General features: G+C 42.8%; 15 protein-coding genes. 8 read left to right on the top strand and 7 right to left on the bottom strand.

All coding sequences use genetic code 11. The features are described 5' to 3' along the window. The first annotated feature begins 106 nt into the window (after positions 1 to 106). From B3Q46_RS00250 to B3Q46_RS00235, 4 genes are all read left to right on the top strand, one after another. Complete coding sequence (locus B3Q46_RS00250) at positions 107 to 1456, top strand: TolC family outer membrane protein (RefSeq protein WP_286712731.1); 1350 nt, start codon at positions 107 to 109, stop codon at positions 1454 to 1456. Between the two features lie 98 nt (positions 1457 to 1554). Further along, complete coding sequence (phoU, locus tag B3Q46_RS00245) at positions 1555 to 2274, top strand: phosphate signaling complex protein PhoU (RefSeq protein WP_034705351.1); 720 nt, start codon at positions 1555 to 1557, stop codon at positions 2272 to 2274. Between the two features lie 402 nt (positions 2275 to 2676). Beyond that, positions 2677 to 4014 (top strand): glycosyltransferase, encoded by a 1338-nt coding sequence (locus B3Q46_RS00240; RefSeq protein ID WP_286712728.1) that lies wholly within the window; start codon positions 2677 to 2679, stop codon positions 4012 to 4014. Beyond that, entirely contained in the window at positions 4011 to 4964 is a 954-nt protein-coding gene (locus tag B3Q46_RS00235) for a hypothetical protein (protein WP_286712726.1), read from the top strand. Before B3Q46_RS00240 ends, B3Q46_RS00235 begins: the two co-directional genes overlap by 4 nt. Before the next feature lie 75 nt (positions 4965 to 5039). Here B3Q46_RS00235 and B3Q46_RS00230 read toward each other — a convergent pair whose 3' ends face one another. Then, positions 5040 to 6842, bottom strand: a complete 1803-nt coding sequence (locus B3Q46_RS00230; RefSeq protein ID WP_286712724.1) for an ABC transporter ATP-binding protein — start codon at positions 6840 to 6842, stop codon at positions 5040 to 5042. A 160-nt stretch (positions 6843 to 7002) separates the two neighbouring features. Here B3Q46_RS00230 and B3Q46_RS00225 point away from each other — a divergent pair, with 160 nt between their 5' ends. Further along, on the top strand, positions 7003 to 7623 hold the full coding sequence (locus B3Q46_RS00225) for an alpha-ketoglutarate-dependent dioxygenase AlkB family protein (protein WP_286712722.1): 621 nt from the start codon (positions 7003 to 7005) through the stop codon (positions 7621 to 7623). A gap of 240 nt (positions 7624 to 7863) precedes the next feature. Here the strand turns inward: B3Q46_RS00225 and ruvX are convergent, their stop codons facing one another. From ruvX to recN, 3 genes are all read right to left on the bottom strand, one after another. Continuing rightward, positions 7864 to 8307 carry a Holliday junction resolvase RuvX gene (ruvX, locus tag B3Q46_RS00220; RefSeq protein WP_034169762.1) on the bottom strand — a complete coding sequence of 148 codons (444 nt, stop codon included), beginning with the start codon at positions 8305 to 8307 and terminating at the stop codon, positions 7864 to 7866. Further along, positions 8300 to 8854, bottom strand: a complete 555-nt coding sequence (locus B3Q46_RS00215; RefSeq protein ID WP_004787233.1) for a YqgE/AlgH family protein — start codon at positions 8852 to 8854, stop codon at positions 8300 to 8302. Before B3Q46_RS00215 ends, ruvX begins: the two co-directional genes overlap by 8 nt. 468 nt (positions 8855 to 9322) lie before the next feature. Continuing rightward, positions 9323 to 10984, bottom strand: coding sequence for a DNA repair protein RecN (gene recN / locus B3Q46_RS00210; RefSeq protein ID WP_180002783.1), 1662 nt, complete (start codon positions 10982 to 10984; stop codon positions 9323 to 9325). 437 nt (positions 10985 to 11421) lie between these two features. On the opposite strand from recN, the gene B3Q46_RS00205 reads away from it, so the two are divergent. The 3 genes from B3Q46_RS00205 to B3Q46_RS00195 all read left to right on the top strand — a co-directional run bounded on the left by B3Q46_RS00205 (position 11422) and on the right by B3Q46_RS00195 (position 13598). Further along, positions 11422 to 11745 (top strand): pyrimidine/purine nucleoside phosphorylase, encoded by a 324-nt coding sequence (locus B3Q46_RS00205; protein WP_004787221.1) that lies wholly within the window; start codon positions 11422 to 11424, stop codon positions 11743 to 11745. Positions 11746 to 11887: 142 nt separating this feature from the next. Next, on the top strand, positions 11888 to 12637 hold the full coding sequence (rlmB, locus tag B3Q46_RS00200; RefSeq protein ID WP_005233526.1) for a 23S rRNA (guanosine(2251)-2'-O)-methyltransferase RlmB: 750 nt from the start codon (positions 11888 to 11890) through the stop codon (positions 12635 to 12637). A gap of 43 nt (positions 12638 to 12680) precedes the next feature. Then, the gene (locus B3Q46_RS00195; RefSeq protein WP_180031292.1) at positions 12681 to 13598 is read left to right on the top strand and encodes a DMT family transporter; all 918 of its coding nucleotides are present in this window, start codon (positions 12681 to 12683) and stop codon (positions 13596 to 13598) included. Between the two features lie 38 nt (positions 13599 to 13636). Here B3Q46_RS00195 and coaE read toward each other — a convergent pair whose 3' ends face one another. From coaE to B3Q46_RS00180, 3 genes are read right to left on the bottom strand one after another with little or no spacing between them, the layout of a single operon-like run. Then, complete coding sequence (coaE, locus tag B3Q46_RS00190) at positions 13637 to 14242, bottom strand: dephospho-CoA kinase (protein ID WP_286712714.1); 606 nt, start codon at positions 14240 to 14242, stop codon at positions 13637 to 13639. A 1-nt stretch (position 14243) separates the two neighbouring features. Beyond that, positions 14244 to 15107, bottom strand: a complete 864-nt coding sequence (locus tag B3Q46_RS00185) for a prepilin peptidase (protein WP_286712712.1) — start codon at positions 15105 to 15107, stop codon at positions 14244 to 14246. A gap of 17 nt (positions 15108 to 15124) precedes the next feature. Then, on the bottom strand, positions 15125 to 16357 hold the full coding sequence (locus B3Q46_RS00180) for a type II secretion system F family protein (protein WP_286712710.1): 1233 nt from the start codon (positions 16355 to 16357) through the stop codon (positions 15125 to 15127). Positions 16358 to 16383: the final 26 nt, after the last annotated feature.

Raw genomic sequence — 16383 nt, 5'->3', positions numbered from 1 at the left:
AGTCATAAAAGTCATACGTAAAAAATCAAAAGAAATCTTTAGTATTGCTGGGTTTAAAGCGCCTTGATCTGATGATTTAAATGGCTGTAGGGGTGAAAACTATAAAATGAAATTAAAACTCATCGTCAGTGCCTGTTTATTGGGTGCCAGTCCGACACTGTTTGCGCTGGATCTGCTTGAAGCTTATCAGCGTGCCCAGCAGAATGATCCGAACTGGCAGGCGAATCTATTGCAATACCAGTCGGATCAGCTCAATCTGGGTATTGCCAGCGGAAATTTATTGCCGACTGTGACTTTATCTGGAAATGTGACCCGTAAAAACCAGTCTGCCGATAATTCATCGATAGAAGGCCTGCCTGCCGAGTTTGGGGAATTACAAGGTTCGAGTACGACCACACGTCAGATTGCAGTCACTGCACGTCAGCCACTATTTCGTTGGGATGCCTGGCAAGGTTATAAGCAGGTCAAAACCTCAGTAGAACTCAGCGAAGTTAACCTACGTCTGCAAAAGCAGCAGCATATTTTGCAGGTGGCAGAAGCCTATTTTAATGTTTTACGCCAGCAGTCTTTAACTACGGCTTATCTGCAAGAAGAGCAGGCTTTATCAGAACAGTTAAGGATGATGAATGCCAAACTTCGAGAAGGGCTCGTGGCGAGAAGTGATGTCAGTGAAGCCAATGCCCAATATCAGAGTGCTCAGGCCAACCGGATTTCTACTCAGGTGCAGTTGGTTCTAGCTCAGGAACAGTTGGCTCAGTTGATTGGACCTTATCAGGAAAATCTGGCGGTTCTACGTGAGGATTTCCAGTTCCAGAAACCTGTTCCGAGTAATATCGGTTCCTGGACCGAACTGGCACAAAACCAGAATCTGGAAATTTTGCAGGCACGTTTGCAGAAACGCTATTCTGAAGATGCCAAACGGGTGGAGCAGGCGGCTCTCTATCCTCAGGTTGAAGCTGTCGGAACCTATGGCTATTTAAAGCAGACCCCTGAAACAGTGTTATCAACCAATGGGGAGTTTGACCAGATTGGTGTCGAGGTTAACTGGAATCTGTTTACCGGTGGTCGAACCCAAAAAAGTATTCGTCAGGCGGGCGTGAACGTACAGAGAAGCGAAGCCCAACTGGATGCCGCGATTCGCAAAGCCAACACTGATGTCAAACAGTCTTATCTGCAAGTGGAAACGGATGAGGCCAAACTGAATGCACGTAAAGCAGCGATGCAGTCTTCAGATATTGTGTCTCAAGCTTCCAGAGCTCAATATCAGGAAGGTTTAAAAACCATGGTGGATGTATTGCTGGCGCAGCGCAATGCCTTCTCTGCCAAGACCGACTATCTGAATGCTAAATATGATTATTTGCTGCATGTACTGCAATTACAGGCTTCGGTAGGACAATTGACAGAAAAAGAACTGGCAGAGATGAATGCCTGGCTCATTGAATATGACCGTTCTTAAAGAAGGCTAACAAGTTGTCATCAAACTTTCATGATGGTCATGCTTTAATGATATTTCATGATGTGTTCTTGCCTTTTCCTGTTCAGGAGTAGATTTCCTTGAGTCCCAATAATCCTGTGCTCAGTCATCACATTTCTTCGCAATTTAATGAGGAATTGCAGGATGTAAATACCAAGTTCATGACCATGGGTGGCATGGTAGAACAGCAGGTAGCCAATGCCATTCATGCGCTGCTGGATACAGATGCTGCCATGGCGGTCGATGTGCAGTTTCAGGACAATATTGTGAACCGCCTGGAAGGTGAAATTGATGAGGCACTCACCCTGATTTTGGCTCGCCGTCATCCTGCTGCTATTGATCTGCGCATGGTGCTTGCCATGTCCAAGGCCAATACCGATCTGGAACGGATTGGAGATGAAGCATCGAAAATTGCCCGTATTGCCCAGACTTTGTGTGAAGAGGGTGGTTCACCACGCGGTTATATGGAAACCCGACATATTGGTAACCAAGTTCGAGTGATGATTCATGATGCATTGGATGCCTTTGCTCGTCTGGATGTAGACCAAGCGCTGCGCGTGATGCAGGCCGATGCCGACATTGACCGGGAATATCAGTCCGCTACCCGTACTTTAATGACCTATATGATTGAAGATCCACGGCATATTAGTCGGGTGATTAATGTACTTTGGGTACTACGTTCGCTGGAACGCATTGGAGATCATGCACGTAATATTTCGGAACAGGTCATTTATATGGTCAAGGGCCTGGATGTACGGCATAGCAGTGTCGAAGAAATTGAGCAAAAATTTCAGCGTTAATTAAAACTAAATAATAGTAAAAAGCCTGCATTGTGTAGGCTTTTTTTATTTCAAAAATATGTTCTTGATATTGTGAAAGCTAGACAGGATAGGCGTTCCCTAATATTACTATGAGAAAAATCACATAAATAACAATTACTAATAAGCTTTATAAATTTAATTAAAAGAAATGTGAACTATTTATCAAAAAACATACAAAAGTTGTATATAATTTAGCAAAATGCGGGTTGATTTATGAAAATGGAATTATTTTCAGAAAGTGAAAAGATTTTTTCATGTGCTCATCAAACCAATAGATAAGAAAGAAAAACGAAGCTCTTTTGTTATCAGTCACATACTTCTGGTCTAAACCTAACCCTGCATTCATTTACTCAGTGAAATTATATATTTAAGAGAAAATTCATGATCATTGATGAAAGTCAAAGAGAATCTTCCCGAATTTACTTTTCTGTGCAGTTAAAGTTTGTGATCGCGTTAATGGGTGCGTGTTTTTGGACCGTATTTTCCATCTGGATTGCTCAGGACTGGATGCATGATTTGAGCACTTATGTTGGTTACTTTTGGGCTATTTTTCTGATTTATGGTATTGCCATTATTCCAGGATTTATGAACTCATTTGCGGCATTAAGCCTGATGATGGACAGACGCCCTAAACGCCAGCCATTAGCAGTTTATCCAGGGATTACCATGTTGGTGGCTGCTTACAATGAAGCCGCGTCAATTGAAGACACTTTGGTCAGTATTAACAAGCAAAAATATCCGGGAAAATTACAGGTTATTGTGATTAATGATGGTTCTCAGGATGAAACCGCAGAGATTGTCCGCAAAGCAGAATCAAGATTTCCCTGGCTGACTTTACTGGATTTAAAGCAAAATGCAGGGAAGGCGCATGCCTTAAATGAAGGCCTGAAACTTGCCGAACATGATCTGGTGATTACCGTTGATGCGGATTCTTATCTCCATCGTATTGCTCTGATTAATATTGTTGAGCGCTATGTGGCAGATCCTCCAAATACACGTGCGGTTGCAGGTAAAATTCTGGTACGTAATTCGCGTACCAATCTGCTGACCAAAACTCAGGAATGGGATTATTTTCTGGGTATCTCGGCAACCAAACGCCTGCAATCTCTTTATCAGGGAACTCTGGTAGCGCAAGGAGCTTTCTCTATTTATGACCGTAATGCCCTGATTGAAGTCGGCGGCTGGCCTGAATGTGTAGGTGAAGATATTGTGCTGACCTGGGCCTTGTTAAATGCAGGTTATCGGATTGGCCATTGTGAGGATGCCTGCCTGTTTACCAATGCACCGACGACGCTTAAAGTATTTGTTAAACAGCGTCAGCGTTGGGCTCGTGGCATGATTGAAGCATTTATTAAGCATCCCAGTATTTTAATCAAGCCAAGACTCTCTACATTTTTTATTTACTGGAACCTGTTTTTCCCGTGGCTGGATATTGCCTTTACCTTTGGCTTTATTCCGGGAATCATTCTGGCATGTTTTGGACATTACTGGATTGTCGGAATCATGACTTTGGTGCTACTACCAATGGCATTCCTGTTGGGTTTCTTAAATTATTCGATTGAACGCAGAATGTTTAATGACCTGGAGCTTAAGGTCCGCAAAAACTTCAGTGGTTTTTTATTGTATGTATTGGCCTATAGTTTCCTGCTTCAACCTGCCAGTATTTTAGGCTATATGGATGAAGTGTTGAGAACACGAAAAACCTGGGGAACAAAATGAATACTATGAAAATCGGATATGTATGTGTTCCTCTGCTCATGAGTTTGAGTACTGCCAGCCTGGCCAATGGATTAGATGAAAATCAGACATCAAGTGAAAGAGCGGCTGGAACAGAATTCTTTTTGAGTGACGATAGCGAAGGTTTTCAAACCCGTAAATTGTCAGCGGAATTCTTGCCTCAATATGAAGATGCCGATCATTATGTGGGTATCCGTGGCAGTGCCTATCAATATAGGGCAGATGACTGGAAACAAGATGGTCAGAAAGTCTCATTTATTGGGCGTGATATTGAGTCCGCTACAGCCAATGGCTGGAACTTGGAAGCAGGATTATTTGAGCAAGGTGATCATACTTTATTGACCTTTGATGGCAGTTACCGTACAGCACTTGCAGAAAAGACAGCAGTAGAACTTTTTGCCAATCGTGACTGGGTTGAAACCCAGCCTGCACTTGATGCAGGAACGAACTTTACTTTTGTCGGTGCGGCACTGGATCAGGGGCTGGGAGAACATGTCACTCTCGTGGGGTTAGCGGGAACACAGTTTTTCTCGGATGATAACCGCCGTGATCATGGCCGCCTTAGACTGATTTATCAGCCTTCACTAGATCTAGGTCTAACGCTTCAGGCTCGTTATCGTATGTATCGCAGCAGTGAAGAAGATGTGGGTAGAGAGTACTTCAACCCAGAAGATTATCAAGAATCGATGCTCGCTCTTGGCTGGCGTCAGCGTTTTGCTGGCTGGTCTGCAGGCTTAACGGCAGGCTTTGGCCGAGAAAAAATCAATCAGGATCCGAGTCAGTCTACCCGATTATTCGAACTTAACTTACAAAGTCCTGTTCGTGGCTCGCAATTTCTGCGGATGAATGCCGGATATAATCGTAGTGCTTCGTTCTATGGTCCTAATTACGATTACCGCTATATTAAGGGTGAATGGATTATGCGGTTTTAATACTGGATGATAAATCTTGATTTTAAGCGGTCATTAAAGACCGCTTTTATTTTTTAGGGGCAGCCTAATGAAGAGCTAACTATGGGTCTCTTCCTCTGCATCATCTTCAAAAGTCTTGGCAATTTTTTCAATATTCAGGCTCTTCGCCATTGCATCAAAAATTTCCTTATATACGCCGTCCTGATGATAAAGCACATCATGTTCACCGTGTTCGGCAATACAACCTTCTTTCATTACATAGGTATAGTCCGCATCAATAATTTGAGACAGGCTATGTGAAATGATAATCACGGTACGGCCTTGCTTGATCTGATCCAGACTCTGTTTAATCTGTTCGGTTGCAATGGCATCCAGGCTTGCCGTTGGTTCATCCAGAAAAATAATCGGCGGGTTTTTCAGGAACATCCGTGCGATGGCAATCCGCTGTTGCTGACCACCGGACAGTTGCAGGGCATCGGAATCATAACCATCCGGTAGCTGTAAAATCTGTTCATGAATTGAGGCTTTTTGAGCAGCTGCAATCACCTCATCCATACTGGCATTGGTTTTGCCATAACGGATATTGTCAAAAATTGTGCCCTGGAAAATATGGTTTTTCTGTAGTACCAATCCGATATGATCACGTAAATATTGAGTGTCATAATCTTTTAAATCAATCCCATCCAGCTTGATCTGGCCTTCCTGTGGTTCATAAAATTTATCTAGCAGACTGATCAAGGTTGATTTTCCGGCTCCCGATAATCCTACCAGTGCGGTAATGGTATTGGGGCGGATTTCCATATTGATATCTTTTAAAGCATGATGCCCATTCGGATAATAAAAATTCACGCCACTTAGCTCAAATCGGCCTTGGACAGGTGGTTTTTGCTGGCCACTCTGTTCAATTTCAGCATCCGCTTCCAGAATATTAAAGAAGCTTTCTGAATAGATCATGGCATCATTCACTTCATCATAAATCCGGTGCAACGAGCGAATCGGGGCAGAGACGTTATTAAAGAGCAGCACATGGTACATGATCATGCCGATACTCATCTGGCCATCCAGTACAAAATAGGAGGTCAGAATAATAATCAGGACTATGCCGATCTGTTCAATAAAGGTTTTTAAGCCATCAAACAGGAAGCTGGTTTGCCGGGTTTTCATCTGGTTATCGGTCAGTTCACGCTGCAAGCTCAGCTGCTTGTCTGATTCAATTGATTCCCGGTTAAAGGATTTGATGACTGTAATTGAATTGATGATACTGAGAATCCCTTGGCTCTTTTTTTCCCGGCCATCTCTCAGACTACGGCGCCATCCACCAAGTTTTTGTGCCTGTTTATAGGTGAGCCAGAAGTAGATCGGTACAATCGCTGTGGCGACCAGCCCGACATAAAAATTGGCATAGTACATCAATCCGAGCGCGACAATTGCACTGGTAAATAGAGGAAAAATATCAATGAAAAAGATCTGGACCAGTCGGGTGAGGGAGCCAATTCCGCGGTCGATCCGGGTCTGCAATTTTCCGGCCTGATTATTATCCTGATTAAAAAATGCCAGCCGATACTTTAAAAACTTTTCAATAATGCCTTGAGCCAGATCTTGGGAAATAAAAATCCGCAGCTTTTCTCCATAAAACTTCTGCCCAAACTGTACCAGCGCATTCACCACTTCCTTACCGAGTAAAATGGCAGAGATAGTGATCAGGATATGCCAGCCTTCATCTAGCCCTTGTCCTTGTTCCAGCAGTGCATTGATGCTATCGACTGCATATTGCAGGGTCAGTGCATTGACCTGAGCAGTAAAGGAACCGATCAGGGTCAGAATGAGGGTCGCAATCACCAGGAGCCGATAAGGGCTGACAAAGGGACGAAGTTTAAAAAACAGCTGCCATAAATTCATAAGCAATTATTTTTATTGTCAAAGTTGAATTTAGTCTAGGCAGGAATAAAGGTACTCACAAGATTAAATGTTGTATTTATTTGTGAAATTAGATTGTAATTTCTCTGGATAAGTCTCAATCTTTTCAGCAAGATACTGAAATTTTTAGACTGATTTTAAAATGACTTTGGACCTGTTTGCGCCAGAACCTCAAATGAATTTATTACCCTTTGATGGGGTGGCAGAGGATTATGGGCAGATTTTAAATGAGCAGCAGAGCCAGCAATATTTACAGCATTTTTTAGCTCATCTGGCCTGGCAAGCGGATGAAGTCACTTTATTTGGCAAGCATTATATTACTGGGCGAAAAGTCGTCTGGTATGGCGATGAACACTATCAATATCATTATTCCGGAAGTTTCAAACAAGCTCATATCTGGACACCGGGGCTATTTCGGTTAAAGCAGCATATTGAGAAACTGGTGGGTCATTCCTTTAATTCCTGTCTGGCTAATTTATATGAAGATGGTTCGCAGGGTCTGGGCTGGCATAGTGATGATGAAGCGGCTTTATATCAAGGGGCGTCCCGCGAAAATGTGATCGCATCCCTCAGTCTGGGGGCAACCCGCAAGATGAGCTTTAAACATAAGACAGAAAATAAAACAGTAGATCTGCTTTTGCAAAGTGGTCAATTGATTGTGATGCGTGGACAGACTCAACACTACTGGAAACATTGTATCCGGAAAACGACTCGGGTTTTGGAACCCAGAATTAACCTGACTTTTCGTTATTTTTTTCCTTAATTAAATTATCTTTGATAAAACAAAAAATATTAGTTCATTAGTATTTAAAATTCTTTCTCCCTCAGGGAGAAAGTGAGGATGAGGAAATTTCTTTGGTCATTGTTTTATGATTAAAAAATGATTGATGAAGGCACTCTATTCTTTTAGATTGAAAGTATCCCAATGAACTAAAAAAGAGATTCTTTAATTCAAAAAAAATAGCATCTCGAAAGATGCTATGGCTGATATTCAAAAAGAAATTTAAGGTTGTAGTCCAACCGGATGCCGATACCAGCTTTCAATCAAGAGGGCAGCAGCAATACTGTCCGCTGACAATTTTTTGCCGCGACCTTGAGCCTGATAATGATCCAGTTCATCCCGTGCTTCACGAGTGGTCAGGCGTTCATCCACCATCAAGGTTTCAATATTGGTCTGATGACGTAAACGGCGGGCAAATTTACGTGCCCGTGTCGACAGTTCAGATTCACTATCATCCATATTCAGTGGCAGACCAACTAAAAATAAGCCTGGCTGATGGCTTTTTACGATTTTCAGTAACTCATCCCAGTTCGGGATCCCATCTTTCATGGGAAATAAAGGGAGGGGATTGGCACTTTCAATCAGGGATTGACCGACTGCCATTCCCATTTTCTGTGTACCAAAATCAAACGCCATAATAGTGTTTGGCGCGTTTACATCAGGCATGTCCAATCTCGGAAGATAACCAGGTTCGGTCTACGCCCATTTTTTTATAGGCAGCATCCCAGCGGTCGTTATAAGGTAAGTTAAAAATCAGGTCCATATCGGATTCACAGATTAGCCAGTCACCCCGGGCAATCTCTTCTTCAAGCTGATGTTTGCCCCAGCTGGCATAACCCAATGCGATCTGATAGCGGCCTACACCTTCATTATGCGCAATCGCATCCAGAATATCTTTAGATGTGGTAATACAAACATTTTCACCCACAGCAATAGAAGAATGCCAGGTCGGCTGACCGGTATGCAGGACAAAACCGGCCTCAGGTCGCAAAGGTCCACCTTGCAACACTTCATGGGGATTGACATTATCCGCCTCAATATCCAGATCATTCAGCAATTCTTTAATTTGAATACCAGCAGGGCGGTTAATAATGATCCCTTGAGCACCATCTTCATCATGACGGGCCAAATAAATGACCGTATGCGCAAAAAAATCGTCACTTGCATGGGGTGGCGCAATCAGACAACGATGAGTCAGATATTGTTTAGTCACCTGAGCGGCTCTCCAAAAGTCTATATCGTTTGTGATCGTGGTAGATGATTTATCAGGGCAAAAGACTGGATTTTCAATTTGCAAATTGTCTATTCCTTTATTTACTTATCCCACAAAAATGTATCACTGACAACTTAGCTTTGTAGATACTGGGTATAAAAAAACTACAAGTAGGTATTTTTTTTATTTTTTCAATAAATCAATAAAATTAGTTTTATTTTATTGAATGGTAAATTCTCGGGCTTATTTATTATCGACTAAGAATATAAAATAAATTTAAGAAGGAATAAGTTTATATATTTTTAATTGTTTAATAATCAAACTAAATAATTAAATAGAAGAAAATATTAAATTTTATATTTAAAGCGGAGTGCTTTATTTTTTATTAATTTTTTATAAGTTGTTTTAAACTAAAAGCTGTTCATAAAAAATCCCTGCACTAGTCAGGGATTTTTTATTAAGCATAATTCATGCTTGCTGAAACTTTAACTGTCTTAACTGACGTGCATGCTGCAAGGTGGTTTCATTAATTTCCACGCCACCCGTCATACGTGCAAGTTCCTGTACAATTTCACTTTCTTCCAGATTAATAATGGTACTGCTGGCTGGATCAGTCTGGCGTTTTTTCACTAATAAATGCTGGTCGGACTGTGCAGCCACCTGCGCCTGATGGGTAATACAAAGAATTTGTACATGCTGTGCCAGATCAGCCAATAAGCGACCCACGATTTCCGCAGTTCCGCCACTGATCCCGACGTCGATTTCATCAAAGACCAATACTTCAGCTTCGGTTTTTTCTGCATTCATCACCTGCATCACCAAGGCGATACGGGATAATTCACCGCCTGAAGCCACGCGTGCCAGAGGTTGTGCTGGTATGCCCTTGTTGGCAGTAAACAGAAGCTGAATAAAACTCAAACCTTCACTTGATGGATGTTCCAAAGGCTCAAATTTAAATTCAAAATGCGCTTCAGGTAGGGCAAGCTGTTTCACCTGTTCGGTCAGTTTTTTCGCCAGCGGTTCGGCTGCATCACGGCGAATCTGGTCCAGATGTTGAGCTTTGCTTAGAAACTCCTGATAAGAGACCTCGACCTGTTCAGCCAGAGTTTCTGGGTCTTCTAGCTGATGCAATTGTTCAAGTTCAGTCTGCCAGGCCTCATATTCTTCTTTCAGCAATTCTGGCTGGGTGCGGTATTTGCGTGCTAAACGGTGAAATACTTCCAGTTTGGAATTCAGTTCTTCCATACGCTCTGGATCAAAGCTTTGCCGATCCATAAACTGACGTAAGGTTGCCGTTGCATCTTCGAGTTCGCTTTGGGCATTCAGTAAAGAGGTATAAATCTGGGAAAGCTGTTCGCTACGACCGGCATGCGATTCCATGCGGCGCAAGATTGAAGCCAGTTCCTGCGAAATATTCTGTTCACCTTCATCCAGGCCATTCAGGCTATAAACACAATCCTGCATGATGGCTTCATGATGTGAAAGGCGGTCAAATTCCTGCTCAATTTCCTGATAATCCGTCTGGACGACTTCTTCCAGTTCTTCAAGTTGCAGCTCCAGAGTTTCCATACGTTGCTTACGGGTTGCTTGTGCATCCAGCGCGGCCTGATGCTGGCGAATATTTTTATGCCAGGTGCTATAAGCGTCACGTACTTCCTGAGCCGGTGCATAAAAATTGCTATAGCGATCCAGCCAGTGTTTGGGATAAGGTGGTTCTAGAAGTTGCTGCTGACTATGCTGGCTATAAAGCTGAACCAGTAGTCGGCCAATTTCTTTCAGTTCAGACAGACTACTGGGACGACCATTGATCCAGGCCTTACTGCGGCCAGTGGCAAAGATCACCCGGCGTAAATGAATCTCCCCCGACTCATCATCCAGTTCATGCTCTTTTAACCAGCTCGCTTCAGGGCTGTCTTCCTGATAACTAAAGGTTGCTGTTACATCGGCTTTTTCGGTGCCATAACGCACATAATTGGTATCGGTTCGCTCCCCCAGACAGGCAGACAGAGCATCCAGTAACAGGGATTTACCTGCACCGGTTTCACCAGTAAGAACGTTAAAACCTTTATCAATATCAATAGCAAGATGCTCGGCCAAAGCAAAATTGATCAGAGTTAAATGTGTCAGCATAAACGCATCCGGGCTGCGAAAAGTTTGAATGAAATAGCATGTCAGTTGCTTCAGTCTAGCAACGCGGCTGTTATTATAAATCAGGATAAATCGATTTCATTCTATCTTAAATTTCAGGGATTAATACACGCTTATTTGAATGTTGTGTCACAGGAACCAAGATCAGGCCACTGAAGTTGCAAAAGATATTTTCATTTTTCTGACATGCTTGAAAGTTAAATTAAATCAGGTCGGAATATATTTTGCTTATAAATGACGGGAAAAATCACGGCATTTTCCAGGATCTGTCGAAATCACTTAAACAGGCTCAAATCAAGGCAAGCAGGGGGCACAAATAATTTCATTCAAGTCCGATAAACTTCGATTGATTAGTTGTGGGTGCACATTTAAACTACAGCAATCAAAATATTACAAAATGCTTTATCTGGAGAAATGGCATGTCAGCTCAGTTTGATCATGTATCAGTACTTAAAAAATCGAATGTGTATTTTGGCGGGTTATGCATTAGCCATGTGGTGCAATTTGAAGATGGCACTAAAAAAACCTTAGGGGTAATTTTACCTTCAGAAAATGCATTAACTTTTGAAACACATGTGCCTGAGCGTATGGAAATCATCTCAGGTGAATGCCGTGTGCAAATCGCTGACAGCGAAGAAAAAGAACTGTTCCGTGCTGGTCAGTCTTTCTATGTGCCAGGCAATAGCCGTTTCAAAATTGAAACTGATGATGTGCTGGACTATGTTTGCCATTTTGAAGGCTAAACAGACCTACAGATGAGCTGTAACCGATCAAGAAATTTTGTTCTGAATCGGTTAAACTAAGCTTAATACAGAATCCTGTGAAGTTGGCTTTGCAGGATTTTTCTTTTGCTGCCTATTTCCCAATTTATTTTCGAGGTCGTTCATGGCTAAACCTGAGTATTATTATGGCGTCCATTCAGTAGAATCACTGCTGGAGCTTGAGCCTGAACGTGTCTTGACTCTTTTTACCCTGAAAGGCCGTGATGATCAGCGCCTGAAACGTGTGCTGGAATTGGCTGAGCCTTTTGGCATTAGTGTCCAGCAGGCTAGTCGTGACAAGCTGGAAAAACTGGCTGGTTTGCCTTTTCACCAAGGCGTTGTAGCGGCAGTTCGCCCGCATCCAACCTTAAATGAAAAGGATCTGGAAGATCTATTGAAACAAGATTCTCAAGTACTTCTATTAGCACTCGATCAGGTAACGGATCCACATAACCTGGGTGCTTGTATTCGTACTGCCGCAGCGATGGGTGTAGCGGCTGTGATTGTACCGCGTGACCGTTCAGCAAGCCTGACGCCGACTGCACGTAAAGTGGCAGCAGGTGGTGCAGAAAAAGTGAAGTTTATTCAGGTGACCAATCTGGCGCGTACTTTGGGTCAAATCAAAGATGAATTTAATGTACGTGTGGTTGGTACGATGCTGGATGAAAAAGCTTTACCTATCCAGAAATTTGATTTTACTGGTACAGGTGTATGCGTGGTGATGGGTGCGGAAGATACCGGTTTGCGTCCAATTACCCAAAGCCAATGTGATCAGACGGTTTATATTCCGATGGCAGGAAATCTGCAAAGTCTGAATGTGAGCGTGGCAACAGGGATGGCTCTTTATGAAGCCTGTCGTCAGCGTCAAGCTTAAGTCCTTTTTATTATTTACCTAAATACTGTTAAAGAAGAAGTCTATGTCTCCCCGAACGCAAGGTTATGCCTTTGTCTTAATTACCATGTGTATTTGGGGAGGTTTTACCTTAAGCACGCGCTTAAGTGCCCAGTGGGGGATTAGTGCCTGGGATCTGGTGGGATTACGTTTTCTATTGGCTTTTCTGATTCTGATGCCAGTCCTGATTTATAAAAAGGACACAGCCTTTTTGTGGAGTAAGGAATCCTTTCTCTTAGCCATGATTGGCGGGGTAGGGTATTGCCTGACTGCTTATACTGCTTTCCATTATGCACCTGCAGCTCATGCTGCCGTATTTCTAAATGGCTGTATTCCACTTTGTACCGCAGTGGCTGCTTTTGTGTTATTTAAACAGGGATTTGACCGACATACTTGGATCAGTATGGCGATTATGCTGCTTGCGATTGGCAGTATGAGTTGGCTGATGTTCCGAGAGTCCGGTGTGGCCTTGGGATTAGGCGATCTGCTATTTTTCATCAGTGCAATGTGGTGGGGTGTATTCACTGTACTGCTACGTCAATGGAAGCTATCTGCCTGGCATTCTATGGCCAGTGTAGCGATCTGGTCAGCCATCATTTATGTGCCAATTTATCTGCTATTCTTCCCCAAACATCTGGATGCTGCTGAACCTTGGCAAATGGCTTCCCAGGTACTCTTTCACGGTGTTTTTGTGGTGATTGTAGCGACACTAACTTATGTGGAAGCGATTAAGCGTTTAGGTGCATTTAAAGCGGGCAGTATCGTGACCCTCGCACCATTCATTGCTGCCATACTGGCTGTACCGTTATTAAATGAACCTCTAAGTCTCGCGATTGTCTCTGGTTTGGTAGGTATGGCCATTGGTGCCATACAGCCTTGGCGCTGGTTAATGCATCAAGACAGTCTCAGCCAAAAACTGAAACAACAAAAAAAGCAGTCCTAACAGGGCTGCTTTTTATTTGAACTCTGACTGAGTTCGGGTTAATGATTTTGAGCAGCCATCTGAAGATACTTTTCATGTAATGGTGTGAGATGAGCATAGAGATGTTCTAGCTCACCATCATTCAGTACAATATCATCAGCCATGGCACACTTTTGTTCACGCGGCATTTGTGCGGCAATGATCTTCTGAATTTGCTCTACATTTTGTCCATCGCGCTGTGAAGCCCGTTGAATTTGCAGTTCAATAGCAGCATCAATTAATAACGTATGTTGTGTTAGTTCATGCTGATTTGTTTCAAACAATAAAGGAGAAACTAAAATCGCATAAGGACTTTGTGCTGCATGTAACTGTTGAATAATTGAATTGCGAATAGCAGGGTGGGTGATATTTTCCAGCATTTTTCGTGCTTCAGGAGACTGGAAAATATGTTCGCGCAAAACACGGCGATTCAATGAACCATCCTTGAGTAAAACCCAATCGCCGAAAGCTTGCTGAATCTGCTGTAGGGCTGGTTGACCGATATCAACGACTTCACGGGCGACAATATCCGCATCTACGACAGCAATCCCTTGAGCTTCAAACCATTGGCTGGCAGCAGACTTGCCACTACCAATTCCACCAGTTAAACCGAGTACAAATTTCACTTTACTGACCTAAATAGATTTTCATGATCTGCTCACCCCATAAAAAGGCAATCCAGCCGGCAATGGCAATATAAGGGCCAAAGGCAAAGGGCTGATTTTCTTTACGGACTTTAAGCAGGATAATCCCAATAATCGCGCCCACCAATGATGACAATAATACAATGAGTGGTAGGAGCATAGGCCCCATCCAGGCACCTAAGGCAGCTAGTAATTTGAAATCTCCATAGCCCATACCTTCCTTGCCGGTCACCAGCTTAAACAGATAGTACACCACCCACAAGCATAAGAAGCCAATGATATAGCCCCAGATGGCAGAATCAGGGGTAGTATAAATCGCATAACTATTAATGCCCAGGCCGAGTGCAGCCAGCGGCATGGTATAGCGATCGGGTAATAACTGGGTATCGAAATCAATAAAGGTGAGGGCAATCAGGACATAGGTAAAAACCAGACCAAACAGCATCTGTATGGTAGGCCCAAATACTGCCACCACTATCAGCGCACAAGCAGCTGTGAGAAGTTCAATAAATGGATAGCGGATACTGATTGGATTCTGACAGTTACCACATTTACCACGTAATAATATCCAGCTAATCACTGGAATATTTTGATACCAGCGAATAGGAGTCTGACATTTCGGGCAGGTTGAAGCTGGCTTGCTTAAAGTAATTTTGTTCTCATCAATGATGGGCTGGTCTGGATGCAAAAACAGCTGGCAATCTGTACGCCATTCCTGTTCCATCATTTTAGGGGTGCGGTAAATGACAACGTTTAAAAAGCTACCAATACAGAGACTAAAAAGCCCAACTGCGAGAGAAAGCGCAGTTGGGTTTGAAATAAAATAAGAAATAACATTAATAAACAAAATATTTAACCTGTAAATTAGCCAACCACGGAACCCATTTGGAAAATTGGAAGGTACATTGCGATAACAAGGCCACCAACAAGGACACCAAGAATTGCCATAATCAAGGGTTCCATCATGGAAGTTAAACCGTCGACCGCATTGTCGACTTCGTTTTCATAATGCGTCGCAACTTTATCCAGCATAGCATCCAATGCACCTGATTCTTCACCAATCGCAACCATCTGTACAGCCATAGAAGGAAATTTATTCGTGACACGCATGGCAAATTGAAGCTGTTGACCGGTTGCAACATCTTCCTTGATTTTCAATACGGCCTCTTCATAAACCACATTATTGGTCGCACCAGCTGTAGATTCAAGGGCATCAATTAATGGTACACCGGCAGCAAAAGTCGTCGCTAGGGTACGGCTATAGCGGGCAATAATTGCTTTATAGACCAGATCACCAAAAATGGGAGCTTTAAGTGCAGCTCTATCAAGCAAGTCTCGAAATTTTTTACTACGTTTTTTACTTTCAAGAAATATAGTAATAATAATTCCAATGCCAAGAATAAATAAGAACCAGTATTGCTGGAACCAATTTGACAAGTTAACAACAAACTGCGTAAAGGCTGGTAGGTCTGCACCAAATCCTTGAAAAAGTTCTTGAAATACGGGTACCACTTTCACCATCAAAATAATCGTCACAATAATTGCAACCACAATTACTGATATAGGATATTTCATGGCTTTTTTAATTTTTTGCTTTAACAACTCACTTTTTTCTTTGTAAATCGCGACACGATCCAGCATGGTTTCCAGAGCACCAGATTGCTCGCCAGATTCGACCAAAGAACAGAATAGGTTGTCAAAATATTGTGGGTATTTTCGTAATGCTCCGGCAAAAGTATTCCCCCCTTCAACTTCACCTTTGATTCCCAGTACAACCTCGCGCATAGATGGATTTTCTAAACCTTCTGCAACAATTTCAAAGCCTTGTACTAAAGGCACCCCTGCTTTCATCATGGTGGCTAACTGACGGGTGAAGATGGTGATATCCAGCGTGGAAACTTTTTTCTTCATCAAACCTTCGAGAATATTTTTTTTCTTTTCCCGGATGGTTTTGATCGTAATGCCTTGTTTGCGCAAGTTCACTTTTGCCAAGGCCATATTTCGTGCCGGCAATTCCCCCTTGATCTTGGCGCCTTTGCGATCAACCCCTTCATAACTGAAGATCGGTGTCATCTGGCCTTTTTTTACTGCTGCCATAGCTTTATCCTTATTTTATATTCAGC

The organism is Acinetobacter sp. UBA2581 (assembly GCF_002339435.1).
In the GTDB taxonomy this organism is placed as follows: Bacteria; Pseudomonadota; Gammaproteobacteria; order Pseudomonadales; family Moraxellaceae; genus Acinetobacter; species Acinetobacter variabilis.
This window is presented reverse-complemented; position numbering and strand designations above follow the sequence as displayed.

Excerpts from the sequence above, each read along its gene's own strand:
- B3Q46_RS00195 (WP_180031292.1), top strand. The coding sequence starts at position 12,681 with ATGTCTCCCCGAACGCAAGGTTATGCCTTTGTCTTAATTACCATGTGT.
- ruvX (WP_034169762.1), bottom strand. The coding sequence starts at position 8,307 with ATGCCTGATGTAAACGCGCCAAACACTATTATGGCGTTTGATTTTGGT.
- B3Q46_RS00240 (WP_286712728.1), top strand. The coding sequence starts at position 2,677 with ATGATCATTGATGAAAGTCAAAGAGAATCTTCCCGAATTTACTTTTCT.
- B3Q46_RS00250 (WP_286712731.1), top strand. The coding sequence starts at position 107 with ATGAAATTAAAACTCATCGTCAGTGCCTGTTTATTGGGTGCCAGTCCG.
- B3Q46_RS00180 (WP_286712710.1), bottom strand. The coding sequence starts at position 16,357 with ATGGCAGCAGTAAAAAAAGGCCAGATGACACCGATCTTCAGTTATGAA.
- rlmB (WP_005233526.1), top strand. The coding sequence starts at position 11,888 with ATGGCTAAACCTGAGTATTATTATGGCGTCCATTCAGTAGAATCACTG.
- B3Q46_RS00205 (WP_004787221.1), top strand. The coding sequence starts at position 11,422 with ATGTCAGCTCAGTTTGATCATGTATCAGTACTTAAAAAATCGAATGTG.
- B3Q46_RS00230 (WP_286712724.1), bottom strand. The coding sequence starts at position 6,842 with ATGAATTTATGGCAGCTGTTTTTTAAACTTCGTCCCTTTGTCAGCCCT.
- recN (WP_180002783.1), bottom strand. The coding sequence starts at position 10,984 with ATGCTGACACATTTAACTCTGATCAATTTTGCTTTGGCCGAGCATCTT.
- B3Q46_RS00225 (WP_286712722.1), top strand. The coding sequence starts at position 7,003 with ATGACTTTGGACCTGTTTGCGCCAGAACCTCAAATGAATTTATTACCC.
- B3Q46_RS00235 (WP_286712726.1), top strand. The coding sequence starts at position 4,011 with ATGAATACTATGAAAATCGGATATGTATGTGTTCCTCTGCTCATGAGT.